This window comes from Sphingomonas longa (assembly GCF_016892685.1).
Taxonomy (GTDB): domain Bacteria; phylum Pseudomonadota; class Alphaproteobacteria; order Sphingomonadales; family Sphingomonadaceae; genus Sphingomonas; species Sphingomonas longa.
Window position 1 is genome coordinate 598,924 of sequence record NZ_JAFEMC010000002.1, and the last position, 21,893, is coordinate 620,816.

The 21,893-nt window shown below is 68.3% G+C and carries 22 protein-coding genes and 1 tRNA gene; 13 read left to right on the forward strand and 10 right to left on the reverse strand.

Going from position 1 to position 21,893, the window contains the following annotated elements; translation table 11 throughout:
* Positions 1-7: 7 nt before the first annotated feature.
* From ILT43_RS08985 to ILT43_RS09010, 6 genes are read right to left on the reverse strand one after another with little or no spacing between them, the layout of a single operon-like run.
* Positions 8-1,093: a CgeB family protein gene (locus tag ILT43_RS08985; RefSeq protein WP_204198616.1), complete on the reverse strand. Its 1,086-nt coding sequence runs from the start codon at positions 1,091-1,093 to the stop codon at positions 8-10.
* Positions 1,090-2,178 carry a CgeB family protein gene (locus ILT43_RS08990; protein ID WP_204198617.1) on the reverse strand — a complete coding sequence of 363 codons (1,089 nt, stop codon included), beginning with the start codon at positions 2,176-2,178 and terminating at the stop codon, positions 1,090-1,092. Before ILT43_RS08990 ends, ILT43_RS08985 begins: the two co-directional genes overlap by 4 nt.
* Entirely contained in the window at positions 2,175-3,275 is a 1,101-nt protein-coding gene (locus ILT43_RS08995) for a CgeB family protein (RefSeq protein ID WP_204198618.1), read from the reverse strand. The genes ILT43_RS08990 and ILT43_RS08995 overlap by 4 nt, the downstream gene beginning before the upstream one ends.
* The gene (locus ILT43_RS09000) at positions 3,272-4,360 is read right to left on the reverse strand and encodes a glycosyltransferase family 4 protein (protein WP_204198619.1); all 1,089 of its coding nucleotides are present in this window, start codon (positions 4,358-4,360) and stop codon (positions 3,272-3,274) included. The genes ILT43_RS08995 and ILT43_RS09000 overlap by 4 nt, the downstream gene beginning before the upstream one ends.
* The gene (locus tag ILT43_RS09005) at positions 4,360-5,418 is read right to left on the reverse strand and encodes an NAD-dependent epimerase/dehydratase family protein (protein ID WP_204198620.1); all 1,059 of its coding nucleotides are present in this window, start codon (positions 5,416-5,418) and stop codon (positions 4,360-4,362) included. Before ILT43_RS09005 ends, ILT43_RS09000 begins: the two co-directional genes overlap by 1 nt.
* Complete coding sequence (locus ILT43_RS09010) at positions 5,415-6,530, reverse strand: SDR family NAD(P)-dependent oxidoreductase (protein WP_204198621.1); 1,116 nt, start codon at positions 6,528-6,530, stop codon at positions 5,415-5,417. Before ILT43_RS09010 ends, ILT43_RS09005 begins: the two co-directional genes overlap by 4 nt.
* Positions 6,531-6,777: 247 nt before the next feature.
* Between ILT43_RS09010 and ILT43_RS09015 the strand changes: the two genes are divergently transcribed.
* Genes ILT43_RS09015 through ILT43_RS09025 form a run of 3 tightly spaced genes read left to right on the forward strand, consistent with a single transcriptional unit; the run spans position 6,778 to position 9,070 of the window.
* Positions 6,778-7,377, forward strand: a complete 600-nt coding sequence (locus tag ILT43_RS09015; protein WP_204198622.1) for a histidine phosphatase family protein — start codon at positions 6,778-6,780, stop codon at positions 7,375-7,377.
* The gene (locus ILT43_RS09020) at positions 7,377-8,162 is read left to right on the forward strand and encodes a TIGR04290 family methyltransferase (RefSeq protein WP_204198623.1); all 786 of its coding nucleotides are present in this window, start codon (positions 7,377-7,379) and stop codon (positions 8,160-8,162) included. The genes ILT43_RS09015 and ILT43_RS09020 overlap by 1 nt, the downstream gene beginning before the upstream one ends.
* Complete coding sequence (locus ILT43_RS09025; RefSeq protein WP_204198624.1) at positions 8,159-9,070, forward strand: glycosyl hydrolase; 912 nt, start codon at positions 8,159-8,161, stop codon at positions 9,068-9,070. The genes ILT43_RS09020 and ILT43_RS09025 overlap by 4 nt, the downstream gene beginning before the upstream one ends.
* Positions 9,071-9,074: 4 nt before the next feature.
* Here ILT43_RS09025 and ILT43_RS09030 read toward each other — a convergent pair whose 3' ends face one another.
* A complete protein-coding gene (locus ILT43_RS09030; protein ID WP_204198625.1) occupies positions 9,075-9,569 on the reverse strand; it encodes a DUF1003 domain-containing protein in 495 nt (164 codons plus the stop codon).
* 87 nt (positions 9,570-9,656) lie between these two features.
* Between ILT43_RS09030 and ILT43_RS09035 the strand changes: the two genes are divergently transcribed.
* Together ILT43_RS09035 and ILT43_RS09040 are read left to right on the forward strand one after the other, a co-directional pair.
* Positions 9,657-10,574, forward strand: a complete 918-nt coding sequence (locus ILT43_RS09035; RefSeq protein WP_204198626.1) for an MDR/zinc-dependent alcohol dehydrogenase-like family protein — start codon at positions 9,657-9,659, stop codon at positions 10,572-10,574.
* Positions 10,567-11,553: a Gfo/Idh/MocA family protein gene (locus ILT43_RS09040; protein ID WP_204198627.1), complete on the forward strand. Its 987-nt coding sequence runs from the start codon at positions 10,567-10,569 to the stop codon at positions 11,551-11,553. Before ILT43_RS09035 ends, ILT43_RS09040 begins: the two co-directional genes overlap by 8 nt.
* 13 nt (positions 11,554-11,566) lie before the next feature.
* Here ILT43_RS09040 and ILT43_RS09045 read toward each other — a convergent pair whose 3' ends face one another.
* The gene (locus tag ILT43_RS09045; protein WP_204198628.1) at positions 11,567-12,340 is read right to left on the reverse strand and encodes an N-formylglutamate amidohydrolase; all 774 of its coding nucleotides are present in this window, start codon (positions 12,338-12,340) and stop codon (positions 11,567-11,569) included.
* On the opposite strand from ILT43_RS09045, the gene ILT43_RS09050 reads away from it, so the two are divergent.
* The 5 genes from ILT43_RS09050 to ILT43_RS09070 all read left to right on the forward strand — a co-directional run bounded on the left by ILT43_RS09050 (position 12,334) and on the right by ILT43_RS09070 (position 16,976).
* Complete coding sequence (locus ILT43_RS09050) at positions 12,334-13,254, forward strand: transglutaminase family protein (protein ID WP_204198629.1); 921 nt, start codon at positions 12,334-12,336, stop codon at positions 13,252-13,254. The two genes, ILT43_RS09045 and ILT43_RS09050, sit on opposite strands and share 7 nt — an antisense overlap.
* Positions 13,248-14,063, forward strand: coding sequence for a transglutaminase-like domain-containing protein (locus ILT43_RS09055; protein ID WP_204198630.1), 816 nt, complete (start codon positions 13,248-13,250; stop codon positions 14,061-14,063). The genes ILT43_RS09050 and ILT43_RS09055 overlap by 7 nt, the downstream gene beginning before the upstream one ends.
* Positions 14,056-16,026, forward strand: a complete 1,971-nt coding sequence (locus ILT43_RS09060) for a M3 family metallopeptidase (protein WP_204198631.1) — start codon at positions 14,056-14,058, stop codon at positions 16,024-16,026. Before ILT43_RS09055 ends, ILT43_RS09060 begins: the two co-directional genes overlap by 8 nt.
* A 175-nt stretch (positions 16,027-16,201) precedes the next feature.
* Positions 16,202-16,275: transfer RNA gene (locus ILT43_RS09065), tRNA-Gly, on the forward strand.
* A gap of 119 nt (positions 16,276-16,394) precedes the next feature.
* Positions 16,395-16,976 carry a septal ring lytic transglycosylase RlpA family protein gene (locus ILT43_RS09070; protein WP_204198632.1) on the forward strand — a complete coding sequence of 194 codons (582 nt, stop codon included), beginning with the start codon at positions 16,395-16,397 and terminating at the stop codon, positions 16,974-16,976.
* Between the two features lie 12 nt (positions 16,977-16,988).
* On the opposite strand, the gene ILT43_RS09075 is transcribed toward ILT43_RS09070, so the two are convergent.
* Both ILT43_RS09075 and ILT43_RS09080 read right to left on the reverse strand, forming a co-directional pair.
* The gene (locus ILT43_RS09075) at positions 16,989-18,275 is read right to left on the reverse strand and encodes an Hsp70 family protein (protein ID WP_204198633.1); all 1,287 of its coding nucleotides are present in this window, start codon (positions 18,273-18,275) and stop codon (positions 16,989-16,991) included.
* Positions 18,276-18,357: 82 nt separating this feature from the next.
* Positions 18,358-19,158 (reverse strand): SirB1 family protein, encoded by an 801-nt coding sequence (locus ILT43_RS09080; protein WP_204198634.1) that lies wholly within the window; start codon positions 19,156-19,158, stop codon positions 18,358-18,360.
* A 99-nt stretch (positions 19,159-19,257) separates the two neighbouring features.
* Between ILT43_RS09080 and ILT43_RS09085 the strand changes: the two genes are divergently transcribed.
* The 3 genes from ILT43_RS09085 (at position 19,258) to ILT43_RS09095 (ending at position 21,885) form a co-directional block, all read left to right on the forward strand.
* The gene (locus ILT43_RS09085) at positions 19,258-20,121 is read left to right on the forward strand and encodes a 3'-5' exonuclease (RefSeq protein ID WP_204198635.1); all 864 of its coding nucleotides are present in this window, start codon (positions 19,258-19,260) and stop codon (positions 20,119-20,121) included.
* Entirely contained in the window at positions 20,118-21,092 is a 975-nt protein-coding gene (locus ILT43_RS09090; protein ID WP_204198636.1) for a 2-hydroxyacid dehydrogenase, read from the forward strand. The genes ILT43_RS09085 and ILT43_RS09090 overlap by 4 nt, the downstream gene beginning before the upstream one ends.
* Positions 21,093-21,189: 97 nt before the next feature.
* On the forward strand, positions 21,190-21,885 hold the full coding sequence (locus ILT43_RS09095) for an energy transducer TonB (RefSeq protein ID WP_204198637.1): 696 nt from the start codon (positions 21,190-21,192) through the stop codon (positions 21,883-21,885).
* Positions 21,886-21,893: the final 8 nt, after the last annotated feature.

A 21,893-nucleotide genomic window follows, 5' to 3' on the forward strand; every position in this document is an offset into this window, starting at 1 on the left:
CCAGCCGCTACTCGCCAGCCAACACCGACGATCGACGGCCGACAGCAGCCGCCTCGTCCAGATACCCCTCCAACTCTGCCGCACGGTGCGCCGCCGTATGCTGCGCCAGAATGCGCGCCTGCGCCGCCGCGCCGATCGCCGCCGCATCGTCTCGCGCCAGCGCCGCCAGCACATCGGCGGTGCCGTCCGCCAGCACGATTTCGGTACCCGGCGTCAGCAGCGTCTCCAGCCCCGACCAGCGGTCGGACACGATCGCCGTCGCGCATGCGCCCGCTTCGAACAGCCGCACCGAGGGCGACCAGCCCGCCGCGATCATGTCCGCGCGGGTGACGTTCAGCGTGTAGCGGGATGCGGAGTAGAAATGGGCGTGCTCCGCCGGTGGAAGATGCTCGATCCGCTCGACATTGTCCGGCCAATCGATCGACGCGGGATATTGAGGTCCGGCCACCACGAAGCGCAGATCGGGACGCGCCCGCGCCGGCGCGAGCAGCAGGCGGTCCAGCGTCGGCTGGCGGTCGTCGCTATAGGTGCCGAGATACGACAGGTCCCATCGCTTCTCCGCACCGGTCGGACGATAAAGCGCCGGATCGACCGAACAATACAGTGCCCGTGCGGCCGGCGCGCCATAGCGTCCTTCCAGCACGTCGAGCGTCGGCCCACCGGTGAAGGACAGGTACACGTCGTAACCGGGGATCACCTCCGCCGAGATATACTCGAAATCACCGCGCGATAGCTTCGCCAGCGTCACCGGCGTGTCGATGTCGTAGAAGGCGGTGGTGCCGGTCGCGGTCGCCTGGACGAAGCGCGCGACCTCGACGCCCTCGGGAACGTAGGAGCCGACGATCACCGCGTCCGCCCCCGCGATCGCCACGCCCCAGCTTTTCCGCAGGTCCGGCAGGTCGTCGTAAAAGGCGAGCGTGCAATAGTCCGGGGTCAGGCAGTCACGGTGATCCCGGTACCAGGGCACGTCGCGCTCCAGAAACAGGATGTCGTGGCCTCGGGCGGCAAATGCCTTCAGCAACGCTCGGAAGGTCGTGGCGTGGCCGTTACCCCACGCCGACGACAGGCTGAGGCCGAGGACGACCAGCCTCATGCCGCCTCCGCCGTGCGGGTGGCGTATTCGCGCAGCAGCGCATCGACCTGCGCGCCGCGCAGCGCATAGGTATGCTCCGACAAAACACGGGCGAGCGCGGCCTGACCGATCGCGTGGGCGCGCTCTGGCGTCAGGGTGGCCATATGCTCCGCCACGTCCTGACCGTCGCGCGCGACCAGCACTTCCTCGTCGGGGATCAGGAACTGCTCGATCCCCTCCCATGCGTCGGTAATCAGGCACGCCGCCGCGCCCGCCGCCTCGAAGACGCGCGTCGCTGGGGAGAAGCCGACATGCGCCATCGAATCGCGCGCCACGTTCAACACGGCCTTTGGCGTGCAGTTGAACGCGTTGTGCTCGGCCGTGTAGACATGGCCGCGGTGACGGACGTTGCCGGGCATGTCCTTGCTGTCCCAGCCATTGCCGCCGATCAGGAACTGGCGTTCGGGCAGCAGCGCGGCGGGACGCAGGAAGAACTCCTCCACCCGTGCCTCGCGGTCGGGCAGGCGATTGCCGAGAAACGCGAGGTCGCACGCGAACCGTTCATCCGGTTCGACCGGATAGTGCGTCGTCGGGTCGAGCGCGTTGTAGACGGGGATGCACTCCGCCGCACCGAACTGGCGGTAGGCTTCGATGACGGGCGGCCCGCCGCCATAGGTCAGCACCATGTCCAGGTCGGGCAGGGCGGCGCGCACCGGATGGCCGGGATCGGCGCGCATTTCGTCCAGCGTTGCGGCGGCGTCGACATCCCAGAAGATCTTGATCGCATGTGGCGCTGCGTTGGCGATCGCCCCTTCCAGCAATTCGCGGTCGAAGACGCCGACGCCGTTGGCCTTGACCACCACGTCGGCGCGCGCGGCCTCGGCGAGGACGCTGCGCATCGCCTCCTCGGTCGCGGGGTAGACGACGACGCGTGCCCACTCCGGCGGATCGATATCGCGGTGCTGCTGCCGGTCGAACGCATCGGGTTCGTAGAAGGTGATGTCGTGCCCGCGCGACGCGAGATCGCGAAGGATGCCGCGGTAATAGGTGGCGGCACCATTCCAGTAGGAACTGAGCAGGCTGGAGCCATAGAAGGCGATTTTCATGCGGCCTCTTTCCGGTCGAAGGCGGCGACGACCGTCAGCAGTTCGTCGGCGCGGTGGGCGCAGGTATGGCGGGCACGGATCGTCTCCAGCCCGGATCGGACGAGCGAGGCGCGAAGCTCCGCATCCCCGCGCAGGGCGGTCAGGTGGGCGGTGATTGCGTCGCCGTCGGCCGCGGTCAGGTAATCCTGGCCGGGCCGGAACAGATGCTCGGCGTCGTCCCACGGCGCGGAGACGAGCGGGATACCGCACGCCAGCGCCTCGAACACCCGGATCGTTGGAATACCCGGCAGGATCGTCGCATAATAGCGGCGGGGGACATGCACCGTCGCCAGATGGCGGGCGAAAATGCCCGGTGCCGACGCGTTGGGAGCCCAGCCGTGATAGCGTGCGCCGTGCCGCTCCAGCATCGCGAGCGCCTCGTCCGGATAGCGGACGCCGTAGATATCGAGCGGCAGGCCGACCGCGGCGGCGGGGGCGAACAGGAAGCGCTCCAGTTCCGCCGTCCGCTCGCCGTCGCCCCAATTGCCGATCCAGACCAGCCCATCGCGCTCGCCCTCAACCTCGGGTGGATGGAACAGGCGGGTGTCGGCCGCCTCGTGCCAGACCCACACACGGTCGCGCCAGCCCCAGCCGCGATACACCTCGGCCAGCGTCTCCCCGAAGGCGAGGACACCGTCATAGCGCGACAGGTCGAACGCCTGCATCTCCTCGGGCGCGCTGACGGCGCGGTGGTGCGTATCGTGGAACAACAGGCGGAACCGCGCGCCGCGCGCGCGCAGCCGCCCGACCTCGGCGACCAGCGCCGGCTCGTTCCATTCGTGGACGATGACCAGATCGGCACCGTCGACCAGTTCATCGACGGGCGTATCGGGGGCATAGGTGACAGGAGACAAGTCTGGATACAGGGTGCGAAACGGCGTCAGCCCGTCGTCGCCGGCATCGGCGAGCAGGTTGGACAGGCTCCAGTTCTCCTGCGGTTCCAGCGCCTGCACGTCATGGCCGCGCGCGATCAGTTCTCGCAGTACCCCACGCAGGAAATGCGCGTTACCGTGATTCCAGCAGGAGCGCAGCGAGTGGGTGAGATAGACGATCCTCATGCCGCGACCTTCGCGCTGGGCGTCACCAGCCCGGCATACAGCGCCGCCATCGCGCCCGCCGTCGCGGCGGGCGTGTAGCGCTGCGCCCGCAGGCGGGCGGCTTCCGACAGATGCGCGCGCAGGCCGGCGTCTCCGCGCACGCGCGCGATCGCGGCGACATAGGCGTCCTCGTCCTCCTCGACGAGCAACGCGGCACCGGTCCAGAGTTCGCGGAACGTGTCGATGTTCGACAGGATCAGCGGACATCCCGCCTGCGCCGCCTCCAGCACCGCCAGCCCGAACGGTTCGAAGCGGGCGGCGGACACGAAAATCGGGCGCGCCGCCAGCTCGCGCGCGAGCCCGTCAGGGCCGAGCCGGCCCAGCGCCTTGAGATACGCGATGTCGGCGCGCTCTCCGTGCGGCCCCATCACGGCACCGGCGGCGCGGAACGACACCGGCAACCGCGCGGCGACGCGGTCGAGCATCGGGGTCTCCTTGACCAGATCCCACAGGCGTCCAGCGGTGAATAGGGCGTCGGCTGGCGGTATGCCGGTGGGCAGCGGCAACGGCGCGCGGCCATTGTGGACGACGAGCGGCGCGACCTCCAGCGTATGGTGGCGAGTCACCGCGTCGGCGTGGCTGGCGCTCGGCGCGACGACGACATCGGCGGCTTGCAGACCGACGCGGTTCATCGCGTCGAGCCATGCGTAGCGGTCGCCCGGCACCTCCCCATGCGCAGCGCGCCACCACGTGCCGATGCAGCCATGCGCGACGGCGACGACGGGCTGCGAGAGGTCTCCGCCCGCCGCCAGCGTCGGCATGTTCGCCTGCACCAGATCGACCCGCTCGCGCCGGGCGAGGGCAGCGATCGCGCGGCCGGCGGCAATCATCGGTGCGGGGCCGTCGCACAGCCAGTCGAGCGGCAGGCCGGTATCGACCAGCGTCACGCCTGCTATGGCCGCGACCTGCGCCCGCTGCTCGTCGTCGGGAGAGGGGCCGAGCACCGCCAGCAGCGTTTCGACGCCGAGCGGCGTCAGCGCCTCCGCCAGATCGGTCGCGTACTGCCAGACACCGCCGATCGCGTCGGCGGTCATCAATATCCGCATCAGGACGCCATCGCGTGCTGCCGCAGCGTCAGGCCGCGCTCGCCCGCCAGCCACTCGGCCAGTGCGGCGACGCCATCGCGCCACGGCACCTTCGGCTTCAGCCCGAGTTCGGCCTCTGCCAGCCGCGTGTCGGCGACGAAATACCGCTGGTCGCCCGCGCGCCAGTCCGAATAGCTGACGTCGACGTCGCGCCCCGTCAGATCGCCGATATGCGCGAGCAGGCGGCGCAGGCTGACCGCGTTGCCGGCACCACCGCCCAGATTGAATGCGCGCCCCGATACGCGATCGATCCGCCGCCACGCCTGCACATAGGCGTCGACGGCGTTCGACACGTCGAGAATGTCGCGGACCTGATGCCCGTCGCCGTAGAGCGTGATCGGCTTGCCCTCCAGCGCGCGGATCAGGAAATGCGCCACCCAGCCCTGATCCTCCGTCCCCATCTGCCGCCGCCCATAGATGCAGCTCATCCGCAGTACCGCCGTCGGCACGCCGAAACTGCGCGCGTAATCCAGCACATACTGGTCCGCCGCGCCCTTGGAGCAGCCGTAAGGGGTGTGGAAGTCGAGCGGCCGACGCTCGTCGATGCCATGCCCGCGCACCGCCGGATCGACGGGCACATAGGCGTCATTCTCCAGCGCGAAGTCGAGGTCGGTCAGGTCGCCATACACCTTGTTGGTCGAGGCGAAGACCAGCGGCGTACCGTCACCGCGACGTCGCAGCGCATCAAGAAGGTTCAGCGTGCCGGCGATGTTGATCGAGAAATCGTCGCGCGGATCGTCGAGGCTGGTCGTCACCGCAACCTGCGCGGCGAGGTGGAACACCGCCTTGGCGTCGCGCGCCGCATCGACCAGGACCTGTTCGTCACGGATGTCGGCGACGACCGGCTCGATCCGGTCGCCATGCCGCTCCGTCAGCCAGCGTAGATTGCCCTCCACGCCCGATCGCAGCAGCGCGTCATAGACCCGGACACGGTGGCCGTCGCTTGCCAGCCGGTCGGCAAGGTTGGAGCCGATGAACCCGGCCCCGCCGGTGACGAGGATCGGCCGGTCGTCGCTCATGCCACCAGCCCCCGGCTTTCGAGTTCGGCGCGCATCTGGTCGACGCGGTCGCTCGCGGTCTGCTGTGCCACCCACTCGGCCAGCACTGCGAGGCCGTCGCCGAAATCCTGCCGCGCGCGGAAGCCGAGCGTGTCGGCGGCGAGCGTCGTGTCGCAGAAACAATGGCGGATATCGCCGATCCGCGCCTTGCCGACGATCTGCGGCTCGATCTGGTTCTTGCCCATCGCTTTCGCCAGTTCGGTCGCGACTTCGGTGACGGAGCGATCATGACCGGAGCCGATGTTGAACGTGCCTCCCGCCGCCTGCGGCAGCACGAGCGCCTCCGCAAAGGCGCGCGCCACGTCGCCGACATGCACGAAGTCGCGGCGCTGTTCGCCATCCTCGAAGATCATCGGCTGCTGCCCGTTGAGCAACCGCGATGCGAAGATCGCGAGCACGCCCGTATAGGGATTGGAGAGCGCCTGACCCGGGCCGTAGACGTTGAACAGGCGCAGGCACACGCCCTCGATCCCGTACGGCGCGGACATGATGTGCGTGGTGCGCTCCTGCACATATTTGTTGAGCGCGTAGATCGAAGACAGGTTCGGCCGCTTCCACTCGGGCGTGGCTACCGCCTGCAACGGACGGCCGGCGCGATCGACGGGTTCCCAGTTGGATAAACCGTCGCGCAGACCGCGGCGTTCGGCATCCTCGATCAGCGTGCCGTCCGCATCGCGGTACAGCCCCTCGCCATAGATCGACATCGACGACGCGGTGACGACACGACGAACCGGCTGGTCGATCAGCGCCTCGAACAGGACAGCCGTGCCGACGTCGTTGGTCGAGGTATAGCGCTCGACCTCGTACATCGACTGGCCGACGCCGACTTCGGCGGCCAGGTGGATGACGCTGTCCACGCCCTGCAAGGCGCGCGCGACGGCGGCCTTGTCGCGCACGTCGCCGCGGATCAATTCCGCTTCCGGGTTGAGCATCGCGGATCCATCGACATCGCCGTGCACCTGATCGATCAGCGCATCCAGCACGCGGACCTCGTGCCCCCGCGTCAGCAACTCTTCGGCGACCGAGCGCCCGATGAACCCGGCGCCGCCGGTGATGAGGACCGTCTCGCTCACGGCCGCACTCCCTGCGGTTGGCTGAGCGAGGTTAATGCACGGGCGCGCGGCTTGATGCTCAAAGTACCTGTTCCCCTATCGTCGGGCGTTTTCGCCACGGGGGTGTAACAATCCGGCTTCTTCTTTGTTCCTATTGATTTGGATCAACTATCAACGGCTTAGACCAAGGAACTTAGAAGCTGCATGAGGTGTTGGACCCGTAACGACGCCGGCGACTCGCGGGCTTTTCCGGAGTGGCGATACAGGCGTGACGGCGACGTTCCTTCTCATCAGGCATGCGGCGCACATCCATCTGGACCGGATCTTCTCCGGCCGGATGCCCGCCGTGCCATTGAGCAACGTGGGCCGCGCACAGGCGCAGAGGCTGGCCACCAGCCTTTCGTCCGAGCCGGTCGACCGCATCATCGCCAGCCCGCTCGACCGTACGCGCGAAACCGCGCAGGCAATTGGCGACGCGCGCGGGCTGCCGGTGCAAACTGATCCGGCGTTGCTGGAAATCGACCTCGGCGACTGGACCGGGCGGACGCTCGACGGTTTCGGCGACGATCCCGAGTGGCGCGCGTGGAATACCGCACGCGGCACTGCGCGCATTCCCGGCGGCGAGACGATGGCGGAGGCCACCGGGCGGATCGTCGCCCTGCTCGACCGGTTGGCGCGCGAGCCGGCGGATGCGACGATCGCGATCGTCAGCCACTCCGACATAATCCGCGGCGCGGTGGCGCATGTGCTCGGCCTGCCGCTGGACCATCTGCTGCGCTTCGACATCCACCCGGCCTCCGTCACGCGCGTCGTTTGGGGTGACTGGGGGGCGAAACTCATGAGCTTGAACGAACGGGGAGGGGCGTGATGGACGCGAACGCGCTGAGGGAACGGGTGGCGGAGTTGTCGCCCTGGTTTCACAATATCGATCTCGGCCACGGTGTGTGGACCGCGCCCGAGCATTTTCTGGGTGATTATCCCGGCTTCAAGTTCCATCGCTTCGCCGATGCGCTGCCCGCCGACCTGACCGGCAAGACGGTGCTCGATATCGGCTGCAACGCCGGCTTCTACTCAGTGGAGATGAAGCGGCGCGGCGCGGCCCGGGTGTTGGGGATCGATAGCGACGACCGCTATCTGGCGCAGGCTCGGCTGGCGGCCGAAGCCTTGGGAGGGGCGGGCGACATCGAGTTCCGCAACCTGTCGGTCTACGACGTGGGCGCGCTGGGCGAGCGGTTCGACGTCGTCATATTCATGGGCGTGCTCTATCATCTGCGCCACCCGCTGCTCGCGCTCGACCTGATCCGGGAGCATGTCGCGGACGACCTGATGCTGTTCCAGACGATGCAGCAGGGGTCGGACGACCTGTCCGACGTGCCGGCGAACCATCCCTTTCACAAGCCGGGCACGTTCGACCCGCCCGACTATTTCAACGATCCCGGCTACCCCAAGCTGCACTTCATCGAGCGCGAGTTCGCGGACGACTGGACCAACTGGTGGGCCCCGAACCGCGCCGCGAGCGAGGCGATGCTGCGCGCCGCCGGCTTCACGGTCGAGGCGCAGCCGGACCACGACGTATATCTGTGCCGCGTCGCGCCCGTTCCCTATGCGGAATACGGGCCGGCGGCGGTCTATCCTGCGAAAGGCGTGCGATGATCGAAGCGGCGATGATCTGGAACGAGCCCAACAACAAATCGCATTGGGACCCGGAGGTCGATCCCGACTGGTCGATCTTCGCCGACACGGTGACGCGGGCCGGCGGCGCGATCGCCGCGATCAACCCGGCAGTGACGCGGGTGCTGGGCGGCATGTCGCCGATCGACCCGCTGTGGCTGAAGCGGATCGAGGCGCACGGCGCGCTGGATGCGGTCGACGTCATCGCGGTGCATGGGTTTCCGCTCGACTGGAACCTGTGGTCGATCCACGACTGGCCGCAGCGGATTGCCGAGATCGAGGCGGTGACTCACAAGCCGGTCTGGGTGACGGAGGTCGGCGTCGGCTCGTTCGGGGCGGAGGAGGTGCAGGTGTTCGGCCTGCGCCGCACCGCCGAACTGCTGATCGGCCGCGTTCCGCGCGTCTTCTGGTACTCGCTGTTCGACCTGCCGATGGAGTGGGGCGCGGAGACGCGCCACCGCGAGGCGGAAGGTTCGAGCTATTACCGGCATTTCTACATGGGCCTGATCCGCCCGGACGGCACACCCAAACCAGCGCTGGACGATTATGCCAAGGTGGCGGGCGAGATGGGCCTGATGCAGTGGTTCCATTATCAGGACCCGCGGCTGGACGACGCGGTCGCGTGGATGAAGCGGCTGGGTACGAAGAAGCTGCGTACCGGGCTGAGTTGGGCGGACAGCTTTCGTCCGGACGCGATCGGCTGGTTCGACCGACAGATGGAGGCGCTGGCGGAATTCGACGTCACCGTCACCTTCTGCTTCACACCTGAGCATCTCGGCGTCCAGCCGCATCACACCAGCGCCGCGCGCGATCCGCAGGCGTTCGCGGATTTCTGCGCGTGGATGATCGACCGCTATGCACCCGCCGTCGCGAACACGGCGGTGGCGTGACCCATCACTCCTGCCGTTCGAGTGCGTCCAGAACCTTGCCGGGCTCGATGTCGGCGGTGATGTCGCGCATCGTCTCGGCATCGGTGTCCGCGCCGACCTTGTGGGCGATGCGCTCGACGACGCCAGCCAGCTTCGATAGTTCGTGCTCGGCCAGCAGGTTGATGTGCAGGTCCAGATCGGCGCGCGCGTCAGCGGCCGCCTGCATGCGGTTCTGGCTGATGAGGACGAACGTCGACAGGAAGATCGCCTCCACCGAGGCGACCATCGCCAGCACGACGAAGCTGGGATCGAACTTCGGTGAACCCCAAAGATTCCAGCCGATCCAGCCACCGAACAGTAGCAGGTGCAGCCCGACGAACGCCATCGATCCGGTAAAGCCGGTGATCCGGTCGGCGATCCGCTCCGACAGCGGTGCATCGGCGCGGCGGCGGTGGCGGCGTTCCGCCAGCCGATCGATATTCTGCCGCAACGTAGCGGTCATGCCGGGTTCGGATGCCATGCCTGCACAACGCAAAGCCAAAGAAAAGGTCCTGTCTTGAATAGCTTAATGCGCGCGGCGGTGCTCAGCGGCCCGGCGAGGATGGAGATGACGGACGTGCCGGTACCGCAGCCGGAGCCGGGCGAAGTGCGCGTCAGGCTGGAGGGGTGCGGCGTCTGCGCGTCTAACATCGAACCGTTCGAGGGGCAGCCCTGGTCCAGCTTCCCCGGTGAAGCGGGAGGGATGGGACACGAGGGCTGGGGCGTGGTCGACGCGCTGGGCGAGGGGGTGACGACCCCCGCGATCGGCACCCGCGTCGCCTCGCTCGCGCATCGCAGCTTCGCGGAACACGACGTGGTCGCGGCGGATGCGGTGGTCGAACTGCCCGCGTCGCTGGCCGGTCAGCCGTTCCCCGGTGAGCCGCTGGGCTGTGCGATGAACATTTTCCGGCGCAGCGACATCGTCGAGGGGCAGACGGTCGCGATCGTCGGCATCGGCTTCCTCGGCGCGGTCCTGACGAAGCTGGCGAGCGATGCCGGCGCGCGCGTGATCGCGATTTCGCGGCGCCAGGAATCACTCGATCTCGCCAAGCAATACGGCGCCGCCGAGACGATCGTCATGGACGATCACTGGGCGATCATCGACGCGGTCAAGCGCCTGACCGACGATCGCCTGTGCGAGCGCGTGATCGAGGCGGTGGGCAAGCAATGGCCGCTCGATCTGGCGGGGGAACTGGTCGGCTTCGGCGGCAAGCTGATCGTCGCGGGCTATCACCAGGACGGGCCGCGACAGGTGAACATGCAGATGTGGAACTGGAAGGGCATCGACGTCGTCAACGCGCACGAACGCGATCCCGCGGTGAACCTCCGCGGCCTGCGCGAGGCGGTGGAGGCGGTAGCGAGCGGCCGGATCGACACCGCGCCGCTGTATACGCATCGCTACCCGCTGGACCGCTTGGGCGAGGCGATCGTCGCGACGCGCGACAAGCCGCAGGGCTTCGTCAAGGCACTGGTGATGTATGACTAAGCCCCGCATCGGTTTTCTCGGTGTCGGCTGGATCGGTCGCCACCGCATGGCGGCGATGCTGGCGACGGGCGCGATTGAGGCGGCAGCGGTCTGCGATGCCTCGCCCGAGATGCTCGCGGAGGCGGCGGCGCTGGCTCCCGATGCTGTCGTCATGCCTGATCTGGACGCCATGCTGGCGCTGGGCCTCGACGGCGTGGTGATCGCCACGCCCAGCGCGATGCACGCCGACCAGTCGATCCGCGCGCTGGAGGCCGGAGCCGCGGTGTTCTGCCAGAAACCGCTGGGTCGCGACGCGGCCGAGGCGGCGCGCGTGGTAGAGGCGGCAATAGCCGCCGACCGGCTGCTGATGGTCGATTTCTCGTACCGCTATACGGAGGGGATGCGGCAGATCGCCCAACTGGTCCGCGGCGGAGCGTTGGGCAACGTCCACGCGATCGATCTTACCTTCCACAACGCCTATGGGCCGGACAAGCCGTGGTTCTACGATCGCGCATTATCGGGCGGCGGCTGCGTCATGGATCTGGGCGTGCACCTGATCGACCTCGCCATGTGGACGCTGGAGTTTCCCGGAGAAGCCTCGAACGTGAACGCGCGCCTGTTCGCGGGCGGACAGCGCTTGGCGGGCGACACGGTCGAGGATTACGCCACCGCCAGCTTCGATCTGCCCGGCGGCGTCGCGGTGCGGCTGGCCTGTTCGTGGCGGCTGCATGCTGGACAGGAGGCAATCATCGCGGCGCAGTTCCACGGCACCGAAGGCGGCGCGACGCTGCGCAACGTCGGCGGCTCCTTCTACGACTTCGTCGCCGAACACTACACCGGCACGACCAGCGAAACGCTGGTCGGCCCGCCCGACGACTGGGGTGCGCGCGCCGCAGCCGACTGGGCGCAGCGGATCGCCACCGACGCGCGCTTCGATCCGGCGGCGGGGCAACTCGTCTCCGTCGCGCGCACGATCGACACGATCTACGCCGCGGGCTGACGGCTCGCCGGAATTATCCCAACGCCGCCGTCAGCACCCGCTCCAGCCGTTCCGCCCACGCGGCCTGCCCGGCCGTATCGGCGATCAGATCCTGCCGGACCTCCAGTTCCGCATAGGGTAGCCCGGCCGGATAGGCGTGGCGCGGCACGGTGTAGTCGATCAGGTCCATCCGGTACGGCTCGTTATCCCCGACCGTCAGGTCCGCCTCCCGCCGCAGCACCGCCAGCATCGCCTGTGCAAAGCTCGGGTCGCCGCCGTCGTGCAGGACGCCGATCTGCCACGGCCGCGCGACGCCGCCGAACACCGGCGTGAAGCTATGCAGCGCGATCAACACCGTAGGCTGTCCGACTGCCGAGCGTCGCGCGATCTCCGCCGCGATCGCCGCCTGATAGGGTTCGTGGATCGCCGCGAACCGCGCCGCGCGATCCGTGTCGCTCAGATCGGCGTTACCCGGCACGACCGTCCCGTCGCTGACCGGTGCGATGGCGTCGGGTGCGTCGTGGCGGCGGTTGCAGTCGACGACCAGCCGCGAATAGGTCTGGCGCACGAACACCGCGTCCATCGCCGTCGCCAGTCGTTCGCCGAGCCCCGCCACGCCGATGTCCCACGCGATGTGCCGCACCCGCTCCGCGTCATCCAGTCCCAGCGTGCCGAGTGACAAGGGGATGACATTCCCGGCATGATCGCCGATGAAGAGGAACGGCGACGCTCCTCCGGGGTTGACCACCGAGACGGGTGGCAGATCGCCTGCGACAAACAGGGGGCTTGCTTGGACGTCCAATGCCATTCCTGAACCTGTCGCACGTCACGACGTATACGTACAGGCAGCCCGTGTCCTTCGGCGAGCACCGGATCATGGTGCGCCCGCGCGAAAGCTACGATCAGCATCTGCTGTCCGCCACGCTCGACATCGAACCTCGGCCCAGCGACGTGCGCTGGTTGCAGGACGTGTTCGGCAACGCGGTGGCGATCGCCACCTTCGATCGACCTGCGGCGCGGCTGGTCTTCGACAGCCGCATCCACCTCATGCACGAACCCGCCGACCTCGATCATGTCGATATCGAGGATTATGCGCGCACCTATCCCTTCACCTATTCGTCCGAAGAGATACCCGACCTGCTGCGGTCGATCGAGCGCCAGCATCTCGACCCGCGGCGCCAGATCGATAGCTGGGCTCGGCGTTTCGTCGGCACCGGCCAGACCGACACGCTGACGCTGCTGTCCGACATGACGACCGCGATCCGCCGCGAGTTCACCTATGTCGCTCGTGCCGAAAAGGGGACGCAGACGCCGATCGAGACGCTGGAACGGCGCAAGGGCACGTGCCGCGACTATGCGATGCTGATGATCGAGGCGGTGCGCGCGCTGGGGTTCGCGGCACGGTTCGTGTCGGGGTACGTCTACAACCCCACCGCGCACGACCAGCGGCTCGGCGGCGGCAACACGCATGCGTGGGTGCGCGTATACCTGCCCGGCTCCGGCTGGGTCGAGTTCGATCCGACCAACGGCATCATCGGCAATCGCGGCCTGATCCGCGTCGCCGTCGCCCGCGACATCTATCAGGCGGTGCCGATCTCCGGCACCTGGGCCGGCTTTCCCGGCAGCTTCCTCGACATGGAGGTCGCGGTGAACGTCAGCGTCGCCGGTCCTCCGCCCGTACCCGTATCCGTCCCCGACCAGAAGGAGCCTGTCCGATGCTGATCCGCGCCGGTTATGACATCAGTTTCGCCACGGACGTGCCCACGCCGATGATGGCGCTGCTGAGCATCCATCCGTCGCGGAACAAGGACCTCAGGACGATGCAACGCATCACCAGCGTCCCGCATGTGCCGATGTACGATTACGTCGACACGTTCGGAAATGTGTGCACGCGCTTGACCGTGCCCGCCGGTGGCCTGACGCTCAGCTGCGACTTCACGATCGAGGATGGCGGCCTGCCCGATCCCTACACCCCGGACGCGGTGCAGCACGCGATCGAAGACCTGCCCGACGACGTGCTCGTCTACCTGCTCGGCAGCCGGTATTGCGAGACGGACCGGCTGTCGGAAACCGCATGGGGATTGTTCGGCCACGTCCCCGCCGGGTGGCAGCGGGTGCAGGCGATCGTCGACTTCACGCACGATCACGTCGAATTCGGCTACCACCACGCGCGCTCGACCAAGACCGCGTGGGACGCGCATCAGGAGCAGAAGGGCGTGTGCCGCGACTTCGCGCATCTGGCGATCACGCTGTGCCGCTGCATGAACATCCCCGCGCGCTATTGCACCGGATATCTCGGCGATATCGGCATCGATCCGGTCGATGCGGCGATGGATTTCTCGGCGTGGTTCGATGTGTATCTCGGCGGTGCGTGGCACACGTTCGATGCGCGGCACAATCTGCCGAGGATCGGCCGCATCCTGATGGCGCGCGGCCGCGACGCCACCGACACGGCGCTGACGACTGCCTTCGGCAGCGCCACGCTCGCCGGTTTCCAGGTGCACACCGACGAGGTGACGGACATTGCCTGATCCGCTGCTGGACGAAAGCGACCTGCCGTTCGGCGCGCCGGCGTTCGATCGTATCGCGCCCGACGCGTTCCTGCCCGCGCTGACGATCGCGCTGGCAGAGGCGAAGGCGGAGATCGAGGCGATCGCCACCGACCCGGCCGAGCCGGATTTCGCCAACACGGTCGAGGCGATGGAGCGGGTGGGCGGCACGCTGGCGCGCGTCCGGCGCATCTTCTGGACGCTGTCGTCGGCACAATCGACGCCGTCGATCCGCGCGGTGGAGGCGGAGGTGTCGGCCATGCTGACCCGCCACGGCATCGCCGTTTCGCACGATCCGCGCCTGTTCGCGCGCGTCGATGCGCTGTGGTCGCGCCGCGACGCGCTCGGCCTGAACGAAGCGCAGATGCGTTTGCTGGAGGGGAGCCGTCGTGGCTTCGTCGACGGCGGCGCGCTGCTTGCGCATGCCGACAAGGCGCGGTTCGCTGCCATTGCGGAGCGTTTGTCGCTGCTCGGCACGACCTTCGGCCAGAACGTGCTCGCCGCCACTCATGCCTGGACGTTGCGCCTCGACACGGAGGATTGCGCCGGCCTCCCCGACACGATGCTCGCCGCGACCGCACGCCGCGCCGAGGCGACGGGGCAGGGCGGTCACGTCATCACGCTCGACCGCGGCGACGTGGAGGGCTTCCTGTCCTTCGCCGACCGCCGCGATTTGCGCGAGCAGGTCTGGCGGGCCTTCACCACACGCGGCGACGGTGGCGCATATGACAACCGCGCGATCATCGACGAGATGCTGGCCCTCCGCCGCGAGAAGGCGGCGCTGCTCGGCCACGCTAGCTATTCGGATTTCGCGCTCGCCGACAGCATGGCGAAAACGCCCGACGCCGCGGAGGCGCTGTTGATGCGCGTCTGGACGCCGGCGCTGCGGCAGGCGGCAGCGGAACAGGCGGAGCTTCAGATGTTGGCGGGCGACACGCCGATCGCGGCATGGGACTGGCGCTACTACGCCGAACGCATCCGCCGCGAACGCCACGCACTCGACGGTGCCGCGGTGAAGCGGTTCCTGACGCAGGACGCGGTGCGCGACGCCGCCTTTGCCGCCGCCGGACGGCTATACGGGATGGAGTTCGCTGCCATCCCGAGCCTGCCGGGTTGGCATCCTGGCGTGCAGCCATGGTCGGTCAGCGATGCCGGCGGCACGCCACGCGGGCTGCTCTACACCGACTTCCATGTGCGACCCGAAAAGCACGGCGGCGCGTGGATGGGCGCGTTGCGCGTGCAGGAAGCGCTGGACGGGCCCGTGCTGCCGATCGTCTACATCGTCGCCAATTTCGCACCTGGCGCGGGCCTGTCGATCGACGAGGCGCGGACGCTGTTCCACGAATTCGGCCACGCCTTGCATGCGTTGCTGTCGGACGTCGTCTATCCCAGCCAGTCCGGCACCGCCGTCGCGCGCGACTTCGTCGAATTTCCCAGCAAGTTCATGGAACACTGGATCGTCGCGCCGGAGGTGCTCGTCGGTCTCGGCGTACCCGCGCCGCTGGCGGACGCGATCGCGAGCGCGGATCGCTTCGGGCAAGGCTTCGCGACGGTCGAGTTCCTCGCCTCCGCGATCCTCGACCTGTCGTTGCATCGCCGGACGGACGGCAGCGATGCCGTCGCAGAGGGCGAAGCGCTGCTCGCCGAACTGGGGCTGCCCGACACGATCGTCCCGCGCCACGGCCTGACCCACTTCACGCACGTGTTCGACGGCGGCTATGCCAGCCAATATTACAGCTATCTGTGGTCGGAAGTGCTCGACGCGGACGCCTATGCCGCATTCGAGGAGCGCGGCGACCTGTTCGCCCCCGATCTTGCCGGCCGCCTCCGCACGGAAGTGCTGGCGCGCGGCGACACCCGCGATGCGATGGCCGCCTACGTTGCCTTCCGGGGCCGCGAACCGCGCGAGGCAGCGCTGCTGGAGGCGCGGGGACTCGCGGCGTGAGATCCGGCGATCAGGATCATTCCGGCGCCCGCCAAAGATCCGGCTCCCGTTATGCGGCATCGACCTATGCCTCACTCTGGCGTTGACGCGCCGGACACGGTTATGTCAGGAGATCGGCGTCAGGATCGGTCGGACCGATAGCAGCGTGCTATCGGATCGGCAGGGGCCCAGAGACGCGGGTGTAGCTCAATGGTAGAGCAGAAGCTTCCCAAGCTTACGACGAGGGTTCGATTCCCTTCACCCGCTCCAGCCCTCGCTGCCAAATCACCGAGCGGCCCGTCTGCCTTACGCGTGCGGCTCTAGGCGGATATCAGATCAACCCGGACGGTGTCGTGCCCGGCGCGGCATTCTCGGCTAGATGCGCCGGCATGAACCGACGACGTCCGACATTCGCAGCGCTCTCCGCGATCCTCTGCCTCTCGGCGTGCCATTCTGCGCATTACCGCCCCGTCAGCGATTGGCCGGTCAGCATCGGCAAACCCTATAAGGTCGCGGGAGTGACCTACGTGCCCGCGGCCGATGAGCATTTCGATGTGCTCGGCTACGCAAGCTGGTACGGTCGGGAGAGTGGCAACCGTGTCGCGCTCGGTGAGCGCTTCGATGCGACATGGATCACCGCCGCGCACACGACATTGCCGCTGCCGACCTATGTCGAGGTCACGTCGCTCGATACCGGCCGCACGATCCTCGTCCGCGTCAACGATCGAGGTCCTTTTTCGCGCGGCCGTATCCTCGACCTCTCGCGCGGCGCGGCAGAGCAACTCGGGGTGCGGGCTCGCGGCCATGCGGCGGTGCGCGTAAGACGGGTCGATCCGCCGGAGGAGGAGCGGGCAAGGCTGCGCCGCGGCAAGGCGGTCGCCGAACGTCCACGCCTGAGCGACGTCGCGCTCGCCAATCTGCGCGCGCAGTTACAGGCTGGCATCGCCGACGGACTGGTCGCTGCTCCCTGACGGGGCCCAGCTTCATGCTGTCCAAGCGCTCACGTCGCCGTCCTGCGCGATCAGCGCCAGTCCGTTGGCGATCGAGGTGAGCTCACCGCCGGCCTCGATCCGCGCTTCGCCGAACCGTGCCGTGAAGATCGCGCGGACGGCCGGAACGAGGGAGGTGCCGCCGGTCAGGAAGACCCGGTCGATGTCCCGTTCGGTGACGCCGGCCACGATCAGGGCGCGGTCCACGGTCGCGGCGATCCGCGCAAGATCGTCGGCGATCCATGCCTCGAACTCGGTCCGGCTCACCTCCGCCTCGATCGTCAGACCGGCGTCGTGGAAGGCGAACGCGGCGGACGCATCCTGCGACAGCGCGCGCTTCAACCCGCCGATCGCGCCATAGAGCCCAAAGCCGGACTCGTTCTCGATCAGCGCGATCATCCGCCCGATGGCGTCGGGATCGAGCGCACTGCGCCTTAGCCGGTCCAGCTCCGCCAACGTCCGGCGATTGCGCATCATCGCCAGCTTCGACCAGTCGGCGACGTCGGCGAAATAGCCGCCGGGGATGTCGAGCACCTTGTCGAACGATCGATACTGCCCGCCCTTGCCGAGGAACGGCAGCACCAGCCGGTCGATGATCCGCGCATCGAACCGGTCGCCGGCCACCCCGATGCCGGCGTGACCCAGTGGGACGCAGCGTCGCGCCGCACCCGGCTCCGCCACCCGCACGACGGAGAAGTCGCTGGTGCCGCCGCCGAAATCGGCGACGAGCAACGTCGTCGGTTCGGTCAGCGTCGATGCGTGGCTATAGGCGGCGGCGAGCGGTTCGTAGACATAGTGCACCTCGCGCGCGAAGCCGGCGAACATCGCGTCGTAGCGCGTCCGGGCCAGCGCCTCGTCGGGCCGAGATCCCGCCCATGTCACCGGGCGTCCGACGACGACCCGGTCGAGCTGGTCGAGCGCCCCGCCGGCATGCGCGGCGAGCCGTTCGAGGAACATGCGACCGAGCTCCTCGAACCGATGGCGCTTCTCGAACACGGGCGCGGTGTCGAACGACGCGCTGGCCGCGACCGACTTGAACGATTGCAGGAACCGGCTGTCGGACGGGAACTCCAGATACTCGCGGATCGCGGCGGGCCCAGCCTCCACCGCCACGCCGCCGCGCACGTCCTCGTCATGCCAGAAGCACAGCGCCGTGCGGAATACGTCGTCCGCGTCGTCGACGGGGATCAGCGCGGTGTCGCCTTCTGCCCCGGCCAGCGCCGCGACCGTGTTGGTGGTGCCGAAGTCGAGGCCGACGGCCCGGCCTGTGGTCGCGATCATAAGGCGGGTCCGAAATGCTGGCGAGTGCGCGGGCTTACCGGTCCGTGCGGCGGATGCAAACCGCCGCTCACCCTTCGCCTGCTCACTCGGTCGGCAGCGAGGCCAGCGTTTCCGATACTCTCGTCCGCAACGCCGGATCGCGCGTGATCTCGAGGATCGCACCCAGACTACCGCGCGCGGCGGCGATGTCGTTGTCGACCAGCTCCAGCCGCGCCCGCTCCCACCACGCATGCACCGTTTCGGGGGCCATCACCGTCATGCGCGTATACAGTTCCAGCGTCCGCCGCCCCTTGCCCGCCTGCTCCGCACGCGAGGCCTGGTTCTGGAGCAGCCGCACCAGCACCGCGCGATTGGGCATCGCCGCGACGTGGGTCACCGCGCGATCCGGCTCCCCGAACGCCTGCACCAGCGCGACCAGCCGCTCGCGGTCGACACGAATCCCGGCGGAGAACGGGTCGACGATCACCGGATCGGCATCCGCCCCGATCAGGACCAGCACGTGCCCCGGCACGTCGAGCAGGTCGGCGCTCCACCCCAGTCGCCGCGCCGTGGCGACCCACAGGATCGACAGGCTGACCGGCAGGCCGCGACGCCGGTCGAGCACGCGGATCAGGTCGGCATTGTCGGGATCGTCGTACGTCTCCGCATCGCCGACGAACCCGAACTCGCCCGCCAGCACCGCCGCCAGCGCGTCGGCCCGCGCTGCGGGATCGTGCGCGTCGTCGCCGACGATCTCCAGCCGCGCCTCGATGGTGTCGAGCAGGTCGTAATAGGGGTCGAGGTCGGTGCCGGGATGATCGAGCAGCGCCAGCGACAATGCCGCTTCGTCGAGGTCGATATCATCCTCTTCGACGAGCCCGAGGCGGTTGAGGTCTTCGTTCATGCGAGGAACATGGGAACGCCGGTCGCAAAATCGAACCCTCCCGGCGGGGCAAACATGGCGAAGTGCGCCGGACATGGTATGTTCCGGCCGATGAACGTCATGACGACCATAGAGGCCAGCGCGGAACCGGATATCGATTTCGTCGTCGTTGACGTGGAAACCGCCTGTTCGCGGGTCAGCAGCATCTGCCAGATCGGCATCGTCGGGTTTCGCGACGGGCGGGAGGTGTTCGCCTACGAAACGCTGGTCGATCCCTGCGACGAGTTCTCGCCCTTCAACACGCGCATCCACGGCATCAGCGGCGATCATGTCGCGGGGCAGCCGACCTACGCCCATATCCACGACATTGTTGCCGGCCACCTGACCGGCCGCGTCACGGTGGCGCATTCCTATTTCGACAAGGGTGCGTTGGCGGCGGCCTGCCGGGTCCACGACCGGGTCGCGATCGAGACGACGTGGCTGGACAGCGTTCGCGTCGCGAAACGCGCATGGCCGGACTTGCCGAGCCACCGGCTGAACGTGCTGACGCGTTTCCTCGGTGTGCGACACAAACATCACGACGCCCTGAGCGACGCGCGCGCGGCGGGCATGGTGATCGTCCGTGCGATCGATCACACCGGGATCGATCTGGCGGGCTGGCTCAAACCCACCACCCCGAAAAGCGCGCCCGCACCGAAGGCCGCCGCGGACGGTCCGCTGAGGGGACAGCGGGTGGCGATCCTCGGCGCACCCCGCAACGGACCGCTGGCCCAGTGGCTGGCGCAGGCCGGCGCGCGCGTCGTCGCATCGGTCGGCACGACATCGACGATGCTCGTCGTCAGCCGCGACCAGCCGTTCGGTCGCTTCGCGCATGTCAGTGCCCCCTATCGCAAGGCGGAGGAACTGCGCACCGCCGGGATTGCGGTGGACATCGTGGCCGAGGACGAGCTTCGCCACCGCCTGCAAGACGGAACCGTCCCATGACCCGACCCGCAATCCTGATGCCCCGTCCGATGCTGCCCGGCGTGATCGCTGCGCTAGAGGATCGTTTCGAACTGCACCGCCTCTGGGAGCGGCCCGACGAGGACGCGTATCTGGCCGAGATCGGTCGCCGCATTCGCGGCATGGCGGTCAGCACGTTGGCCGGGCGCATCGACGAAAGCTGGTTCGACCGCCTGCCGGCGCTGGAGGTGGTCGCCAATTTCGGTGTCGGATACGACAATGTCGACGTGAAGGCCGCGGCCGCACGCGGTATCGTCGTCACCAACACGCCGGGCGTGCTCGACGAGGAGGTGGCCGACCTGACGCTGGGGCTGCTGCTGGCGACCGTCCGCCGTATCCCGCAAGCCGATCGTTATCTCCGCGCGGGGCGCTGGACGGACGCTCCGTTCCCGTTGTCCCCGACCTTGCGCGGCCGCCGCGTCGGGATCCTCGGCCTCGGCGCGATCGGCAAGGCCGTGGCGCGGCGTCTCGAAGCATTCGGCACGACGGTCGCCTATCATGGCCGCTCCCGGCAGGAGGACGTGGCCTACGACTATCATGGCAGCCCGGTCGCACTGGCGGCGGCCTGCGACGTGCTCATCATCCTCGTGCCGGGCGGCTCGAAGACGCGACATTTGGTCGACGGCGACGTGCTGCGCGCGTTGGGCCCGAACGGGATCCTCATCAACGTCGCGCGCGGCAGCGTCGTCGATCAGCAGGCGCTGATCGCCGCGCTTCGCGACGGCACGATCCTCTCCGCCGGGCTCGACGTGTTTGAAAACGAGCCGCACGTTCCCCCCGAACTGAGCGCGAACCCCGACGTCGTGCTGCTGCCGCATATCGGCTCCGCGTCGCAGGCGACACGGGCGGCGATGGGCGGACTGGTGGTCGATAACCTCGTGGCGTGGTTCGAGACGGGCAGGGCGATCACGCCCGTGGCGGAAACCGCAGGCGACGCCGGGTCGCAGGGCTGATCATACGCCGGTCAGCGTTGCGAAAGCCCGGCTCCGGCATCATTTCCCGATGGTGATCGGACGAACACCTCTGCGGGAACGGATCGGGGCGGCCGCGTTGACCGCGACCGTCGTCGCCGCGCTCGGCTATGCGCTGATCGTCGGCCTGGCATTCGGCGGCAGCACCGGTGCCGTGCAGAACCCCCTGGCGACGTTCGATCTGACGCAGGAGCCACCGCCGCCGGAGCGCATCGTCCCACCGCCGCGCAAGATCGCCCGAGCCAGCGGCAAGGCATCGCCGCCCAATGTGCGCTCGAAGGCGACCGAGGTGACGGCACCCGAACCCCTCATCCAGCTCGCGCCACCCCCGCCGATCGCGGTCGCGCCGCTGCCGAACGTCGGCGTGCAGGCGACGTCGGGCGCCTCCGATCGCGCGGGGCCGGGGACCGGAGCGGGCGGTATCGGCCATGGCAATGGCGCCGGTGGCGACGGGGATGGTGACGGCAGCGGCTGGGAACGCGTACCGCGCCTGATCAATGGCCGGATCAAGGGATCGGACATCCCCGATCCGATCCTCGACACCGGCTTTCGCGGAGTGGTCGGCGTCCGCTACCAGGTCGAAAAGGACGGCCGCGTCACCGGCTGCACGATCGCCCGGTCGAGCGGCAACGCCCTGATGGATCAGGCGACCTGTCGCGCGATCGAGAAGCGCTTCCGCTACGACCCGTGGCGGGATGTCGCCGGTCGCCCCGTCCGTTCGACGGTGGTCCGCGATCAGGAATGGGACATCGACGCGCCGGCGACGGACGACTGACCGCTAGC

Excerpts from the sequence above, each read along its gene's own strand:
- ILT43_RS08985 (WP_204198616.1), bottom strand. The coding sequence starts at position 1,093 with ATGAGGCTGGTCGTCCTCGGCCTCAGCCTGTCGTCGGCGTGGGGTAAC.
- ILT43_RS08990 (WP_204198617.1), bottom strand. The coding sequence starts at position 2,178 with ATGAAAATCGCCTTCTATGGCTCCAGCCTGCTCAGTTCCTACTGGAAT.
- ILT43_RS08995 (WP_204198618.1), bottom strand. The coding sequence starts at position 3,275 with ATGAGGATCGTCTATCTCACCCACTCGCTGCGCTCCTGCTGGAATCAC.
- ILT43_RS09000 (WP_204198619.1), bottom strand. The coding sequence starts at position 4,360 with ATGCGGATATTGATGACCGCCGACGCGATCGGCGGTGTCTGGCAGTAC.
- ILT43_RS09005 (WP_204198620.1), bottom strand. The coding sequence starts at position 5,418 with ATGAGCGACGACCGGCCGATCCTCGTCACCGGCGGGGCCGGGTTCATC.
- ILT43_RS09020 (WP_204198623.1), top strand. The coding sequence starts at position 7,377 with ATGGACGCGAACGCGCTGAGGGAACGGGTGGCGGAGTTGTCGCCCTGG.
- ILT43_RS09025 (WP_204198624.1), top strand. The coding sequence starts at position 8,159 with ATGATCGAAGCGGCGATGATCTGGAACGAGCCCAACAACAAATCGCAT.
- ILT43_RS09030 (WP_204198625.1), bottom strand. The coding sequence starts at position 9,569 with ATGGCATCCGAACCCGGCATGACCGCTACGTTGCGGCAGAATATCGAT.
- ILT43_RS09035 (WP_204198626.1), top strand. The coding sequence starts at position 9,657 with ATGACGGACGTGCCGGTACCGCAGCCGGAGCCGGGCGAAGTGCGCGTC.
- ILT43_RS09040 (WP_204198627.1), top strand. The coding sequence starts at position 10,567 with ATGACTAAGCCCCGCATCGGTTTTCTCGGTGTCGGCTGGATCGGTCGC.
- ILT43_RS09050 (WP_204198629.1), top strand. The coding sequence starts at position 12,334 with ATGCCATTCCTGAACCTGTCGCACGTCACGACGTATACGTACAGGCAG.
- ILT43_RS09045 (WP_204198628.1), bottom strand. The coding sequence starts at position 12,340 with ATGGCATTGGACGTCCAAGCAAGCCCCCTGTTTGTCGCAGGCGATCTG.
- ILT43_RS09055 (WP_204198630.1), top strand. The coding sequence starts at position 13,248 with ATGCTGATCCGCGCCGGTTATGACATCAGTTTCGCCACGGACGTGCCC.
- ILT43_RS09070 (WP_204198632.1), top strand. The coding sequence starts at position 16,395 with ATGAACCGACGACGTCCGACATTCGCAGCGCTCTCCGCGATCCTCTGC.
- ILT43_RS09075 (WP_204198633.1), bottom strand. The coding sequence starts at position 18,275 with ATGATCGCGACCACAGGCCGGGCCGTCGGCCTCGACTTCGGCACCACC.
- ILT43_RS09080 (WP_204198634.1), bottom strand. The coding sequence starts at position 19,158 with ATGAACGAAGACCTCAACCGCCTCGGGCTCGTCGAAGAGGATGATATC.
- ILT43_RS09085 (WP_204198635.1), top strand. The coding sequence starts at position 19,258 with ATGACGACCATAGAGGCCAGCGCGGAACCGGATATCGATTTCGTCGTC.
- ILT43_RS09090 (WP_204198636.1), top strand. The coding sequence starts at position 20,118 with ATGACCCGACCCGCAATCCTGATGCCCCGTCCGATGCTGCCCGGCGTG.